The organism is Gordonia jacobaea, assembly GCF_001186365.1.
Classification (GTDB): domain Bacteria; phylum Actinomycetota; class Actinomycetes; order Mycobacteriales; family Mycobacteriaceae; genus Gordonia; species Gordonia jacobaea.
Genome location: NZ_LDTZ01000036.1, coordinates 1 through 4508, shown reverse-complemented (window position 1 = coordinate 4508; position 4508 = coordinate 1). Strand labels below are relative to the sequence as shown.

Genomic DNA, 4508 nt, shown 5'->3' with positions numbered 1-4508 from the left:
TCTAGACCAACATCCGCGCGGCGAATGGCGCGCAGTGCAATGTCCGAGCACTCTGATACCACTAACAGACCACCAGCCGATGAGGAGACATCATGGTCGACGCGATCGACAACATGCTCGCCCACGCCAGCTTCGGCGCGGTGTTCCTCACCGTGTGGCTCATGCTCGGTGCGGCGACGTTCGCGTTCAGCGTCCTCGTCGGGTTCCTCGTGCGCCGACCCCGCCCGGGTCACTGGCTGGCGCCGATCGGCCCGGGCTACCGGCCGCGGTGGGTTCCCGCGCGGACCTGGAGCCCGATCCTGCTGCGCGCTGCGTTCGCCGCCGCGGTCGTGATGTTCTTCCTGCTGCCGCTGCTTATGCTCGCGGCGTTCGCCGGCGTCGCCGGCACCAGTGCCCGCCACACCCCGTCGGCACCCACCAGGTGGTGACCTCGCTCTAGCGGCCCCGACCGCGCGGCCGATCCGGCCGCGACTGGATTGATGCGCTCTGCTCGCCGCGCCCCCGGTAAGGCCGTGAGGCGGCGATCTGTCCGGACGGGCCGGCCATCGGGCCCGCGGCCGCAGCCTCCGACCGGAACGTTTCTGCGGTTCCCCCGGCCCGTCGGTGCATGATCATCGCCCGGAACACTGCGGCCGCTTTCGCGGGATCTCGGGTGTCTTGGGTGGCGGCCAGGGACCCCGGCGCGGTGTCGCCCAGGCGCACCACCCCGGGTGCAAGCTCGGCGGCGAGGAACGATGAGTCGGTGGTGGCCATCGCGACGTGGCGGGCGGCGTGCACCGCGGCGGCGTCGATGACGCGCCAGTCGATGTCCCATCCGGCGTCGGCGAGGTAGCGGTGGAAGAACACCCGCTGGCTTCTGGAGTTCCCGTCGATGAACGGGTGAACACCGGTCAGCTCACCCCAGTGATGGGCGGTTGTGGCGATCGCTGATTCCCGGTCGACGGGGGAGGGCCGCTCGGTGGTGATCCCGCCGAACACCCGGTGCAGCTCGCCGGCCAGGAACGCCGGCCGACAGTGCGCCATACCCATCGCCTGGGTGTCGGTAGAGCGCAGCTGCCCGGCCCATGGGTAGACGTCGTGGAGAATCCAACCGTGGATGTCGCGCAGGGTGTCGAACGTGAAGTCACCGCCGGCAATCGCGGGATTTTGCTCGAGCTCGGCCACCCGGACGTAGGCCATGCGGCGCTCGAACTCCTCGAGGTCGGTGACAGACGAGAGGCCGGGCAGGTTGTCGCGAACCTGCCCGGCCTCGTCGCCGGATGATGAGGACGTGGTCACTAAGAGTGGCGTGACCGGATTTCGGCGAGAACCCTGGCGGCTTCCTGCTCGGGGGTGGTCTCGCCGCGCAGCACGCGCAGGGCGGCGGCCCGGTCAGCATCGGTAGCCACCATGCCAGCCATTTCGTGGCCGGCATCGGCGGCGGCGAGGATCTGTTCATCGGTGCGTGTGGTGGTGGCCATCAGCAATCACCTTCCTGTGGTGGTTCACGGTTGATTCTACCTGCTCACCGGGTGTTACCGGGGCTATCGGTCATGGTGGTGTCCTCACTCGAACAGTGGTGGTTGCGTGGCGGCGGCCGCGGCGTCGCTGCGGGCGATGTAGGTGGCGATCCAGTTCTGGATCTCAGGCAGCGACACGTTGAATTCGTCGGCGACCGCGGCCAGGGGCAGGCCGTCGATCTTGTGGAGGTCGTGGGCGAGGCGCTGACGGTATTCGTCTGTTTCGTGGCCGTATTCGGTGTCGGTCATGGTCATTGTCATCACTCCACTTCGGTGAGGGCTTGGCGGCGGGTGAGCCATTCGGATTCGGCGCGTTGCTGGTATCGGGTGAGCTGCGCCCAGTGCCCGGACAGTTCCTCGATCGGTGCTTCTTGGCGGCGCTGGTCCATCGCGGTGAGCAGTGCGGTGTAGCCGCGGCGGTACCACCCGTCGATGACGCAGATAGCGAGGTAGGGCACCTGGCCGGCAACAGCGACCGGCCGGTGGGTGGGAGCGACCAGGCTGAGCATGGTCTGCTGGGCGCTTCGGGTGCTGAACTCGCCCTGCCCACCGGTCGCCAGCAACTGCGCATTGACCAGAGCAGGAGAGGGTGCGGCGTTCGTGGCGACGGCGGCGATCGCTGCGAAGATACGTGCGTGCTGGGGAATCCAGAAGTGTTTGGTGTCGAGCTGGGCGGTCACGGCGCGTGCGATGGCCGGCGGAGCCCACATCAGCGCGGACAGTAGTTCCTGTTCGAGGTCGGTGGCGACGTCGATCTCCGCTTCGGGGTCGTCTCCGAGTGATCCGACTGAGGTGTAGGCGTCGTCCTCGACGAGGTCGTCGACGTCGGCCGACGGGATCTCCTCGACGGGTAGCTCGCTCAGTGTGGCGGTCATGTCGTCGTCACTCCTGTCGGGGTCCGGGTCGATGGGGTCCATGAGGGAAATTGTCAGGCAGCTACGGCGCGGGTGGCGTCTTCGTGGGCGAGGCGCTTGTCATCAATTGCCATGCCAGATCAGTCCTTTCACGCGGCCTGGGCGGCAAGTGACTTGATGTGGTCCAGGCGGAAGCCTCCCCAATGCTGTTCGCCGGCGACGACGACGGGGGCCTGGAGGTAGCCGAGTGACAGGACGTAGTCACGGGCGTCGGAGTCCTGGGTGACGTCGACCACGCGGTAGGTCAATCCGTGCTTGTCGAGGGCTTTGTAGGTCGCATTGCATTGCACACATGCGGGCTTGGAGTAAACGGTGATGTCGGGGTCCTCATTCATTTTCTGTGACCTTCTTTCGGGGAGCGTGAACGTCTGTGATATACGTTCGATTATATCTCGTATTGTGTTGCGGCACAACATGTATTGCCCATTTTGTGATGTCTTAATGTGTCTTTTCCTGTTGGCTGCCGATCACGTGCGAGTTGTGTTTCTGTCCATGTAATGGAGCCGGGTAATTGGCGCGAAATAAGCGGTATTGAGCGGTAGCGAAATGGAGCGCGTGCCAATCAGTTGGTGGAATGTAATTGACAGGGGCGCGGCTCGTGCTTGTGATAATCCGGCGGTCAGGGAAGGCCATCGCGCGCGGCGTGTGGCGACCACGCGTGACTGCCTGGCGCGGGCTCGATGCCCGCGCCAGGCAGATCCGGCACGGCCCGGCCACCTGGGAGGGGTGGCCGGGCGTTGCTGGGTTAGGGGGTCTCGTTGTTGTCGGTGTGTGGTGGGCGGTGGCCTTGGATTTCTTGGTAGGGGATGGTGCGGCGGATGAGGCGGCCGCCGTAGGGTGCGGGGGTTTCGACGCTGACGGTTTTGGCGTTGGCGCGGACGACGGGGACCCAGCCGTGGAAGCGGATCTTCACCTGGTCGCCTTTGGCGATGGTGTCGCGGCTGTAGTCGCCGGTGTGGCCGGCGGCGATCTGGTCGGCGCGGACGGCGCGCCAGTAGGCGATGTCGTCGGCGCGTTGGGCCATGCGCTCGGTGATGGCTTGGCGGTAGTCGCCGGTGGCGGCGGTGGTGGTTTCGGTGAGTTTCTGGCCTCCGGGGAGGTTGGCGACGGTGCGGGTGTGGCCGTCGAGTCGGCGTTGGTCGGCGCGTTGTTCGGCTTCGAGTTTGTCGATGCGGTTGGCGACGGTGACGGGGTTGTAGCGGTGTTCGGTTGTGCGGCTGGCTACGTGGGCGCGGCGTTCGGCTTCGTCGGCGTCGTTTTGGGCGTGCACTGCGGTGCCGATGCTGTTCCATGCTTTGTCGAGTGCGTTGCGGTGTCGGCGTTCGCTGTGGTGGCCGACGTGGACGGGTTCGCCGAATGGTGGGAGTGCGGCGGTGGCGTCGTGGTGGCGTTGCCATGCGGTGTCGGCCTGGTCGTGGCGGCGTGCTGCTTTGGCGTCGAGGGCGTCGGCGCGGTCTTGTTGGCGTTGGGCGCGGTCGGCTTCGACGGTGGCGGTGTCGCGGTGGGTGTTGTCGATGTCGAGGGTGACGGTGTGGCCTGCTTGTTCGAGGGCGGCGCGGGCGCGGTCGATGATGTGGGTGTTTGGTTGGCGGTCGCGGCTGTGGGGGATTCCCCAGGTGCCGAGTGTGCGAAACCACCGCCACCCGGCGCTTTTCAGGAGCGCATTTGTGCCGTCGCCTTTGCTGGTGCCGTCGATGAGGGTTCCGTCGGCGTGGGTGTGGGTGATGGTGAGGTCAGCCATGTCGGGGGTCCTTTCGGTGCTGGGGTTAGTCGGTGGTGGCTTCGATGGCGGCGCGGAGTCGGCGCAGGGTGTCGTCATCGAGTGGTGGCGGTGGTGGTGGCCTGTGCCGGTGGCGGCGTCGGGGGAGTTGGTAGACGGGTGCCTGGTCGTTGCTGACCCAGGGGACGCGGCGCGGCTGGTCGGTGGTGGTCTCGTCGGTCATGGGGCGGCTTAGCCTCGATCCACCGATCGGCTTTTGCGGTGTGGTGAAAAGTGTTGAGCACGTTCGGCCTGGGTGGCGGGCATGAGTCAGTTGCCGATCTCTGATGTCGGCTTGTTTCACCGGGTTTCGGGATCGAGGCTGTTGGGCCGGGG

Annotated in this window: 8 protein-coding genes; 1 reads left to right on the top strand and 7 read right to left on the bottom strand. The window is 66.4% G+C overall.

What is annotated here, in order from left to right; all coding sequences use genetic code 11:
* Positions 1 to 92 precede the first annotated feature (92 nt).
* Positions 93 to 428, top strand: a complete 336-nt coding sequence (locus tag ABW18_RS22135) for a hypothetical protein (protein ID WP_005180278.1) — start codon at positions 93 to 95, stop codon at positions 426 to 428.
* 7 nt (positions 429 to 435) lie between these two features.
* On the opposite strand, the gene ABW18_RS22130 is transcribed toward ABW18_RS22135, so the two are convergent.
* The 7 genes from ABW18_RS22130 to ABW18_RS22945 form a co-directional block, all read right to left on the bottom strand.
* The gene (locus tag ABW18_RS22130; protein ID WP_005180276.1) at positions 436 to 1278 is read right to left on the bottom strand and encodes a Fic/DOC family protein; all 843 of its coding nucleotides are present in this window, start codon (positions 1276 to 1278) and stop codon (positions 436 to 438) included.
* Positions 1278 to 1460: a hypothetical protein gene (locus tag ABW18_RS22125; protein ID WP_040519563.1), complete on the bottom strand. Its 183-nt coding sequence runs from the start codon at positions 1458 to 1460 to the stop codon at positions 1278 to 1280. Before ABW18_RS22125 ends, ABW18_RS22130 begins: the two co-directional genes overlap by 1 nt.
* An 84-nt stretch (positions 1461 to 1544) precedes the next feature.
* Complete coding sequence (locus ABW18_RS22120) at positions 1545 to 1748, bottom strand: hypothetical protein (protein ID WP_235434498.1); 204 nt, start codon at positions 1746 to 1748, stop codon at positions 1545 to 1547.
* Positions 1749 to 1759: 11 nt separating this feature from the next.
* Positions 1760 to 2416 (bottom strand): DnaB-like helicase N-terminal domain-containing protein, encoded by a 657-nt coding sequence (locus ABW18_RS22115; protein WP_005180269.1) that lies wholly within the window; start codon positions 2414 to 2416, stop codon positions 1760 to 1762.
* 86 nt (positions 2417 to 2502) lie between these two features.
* Positions 2503 to 2748: a glutaredoxin-like protein NrdH gene (nrdH, locus tag ABW18_RS22110; protein ID WP_005180267.1), complete on the bottom strand. Its 246-nt coding sequence runs from the start codon at positions 2746 to 2748 to the stop codon at positions 2503 to 2505.
* A gap of 410 nt (positions 2749 to 3158) precedes the next feature.
* Positions 3159 to 4154, bottom strand: coding sequence for a DUF3560 domain-containing protein (locus tag ABW18_RS22105; protein WP_049701078.1), 996 nt, complete (start codon positions 4152 to 4154; stop codon positions 3159 to 3161).
* 25 nt (positions 4155 to 4179) lie between these two features.
* Positions 4180 to 4356, bottom strand: coding sequence for a hypothetical protein (locus ABW18_RS22945; protein ID WP_157227934.1), 177 nt, complete (start codon positions 4354 to 4356; stop codon positions 4180 to 4182).
* Positions 4357 to 4508: the final 152 nt, after the last annotated feature.